Source organism: Cohnella baijiui, from assembly GCF_020731285.1.
In the GTDB taxonomy this organism is placed as follows: domain Bacteria; phylum Bacillota; class Bacilli; order Paenibacillales; family Paenibacillaceae; genus Cohnella.
In genome coordinates this window covers 1-237 of sequence record NZ_JAJFOW010000345.1, presented here as the reverse complement: position 1 = coordinate 237, position 237 = coordinate 1, and the positions used below count along the sequence as shown (strand labels likewise).

General features: G+C 43.9%; 1 protein-coding gene. It reads right to left on the bottom strand.

Going from position 1 to position 237, the window contains the following annotated elements; all coding sequences use genetic code 11:
- The coding region (locus tag LKX83_RS32895) for a hypothetical protein (protein WP_227887489.1) at nucleotides 1-184 on the bottom strand (184 nt) is incomplete at its 3' end.
- Between the last annotated feature and the right edge of the window lie 53 nt (nucleotides 185-237).

The window sequence follows — 237 nt, the reverse complement described above, 5'->3', positions numbered from 1 at the left end:
GCGAATCTAACGAGTCTTTCAGCCATTCGGCATAAAATGTATCGATAACATCCGCTTCGCTGGCAAAGCTGGACAAATCGCCCTTATGCTTTTCCGCAAACGCGTCGGCATACTTCTTCATTGAGAGCGTGAGGCTGCGCTTTTCTCCACTGGTCATATCTTTGTATGTACGAATAAGAATCACCCCTACTCCTATGCATTATTGACCATATCTTTTTATTGTACAAACTCTTGTCC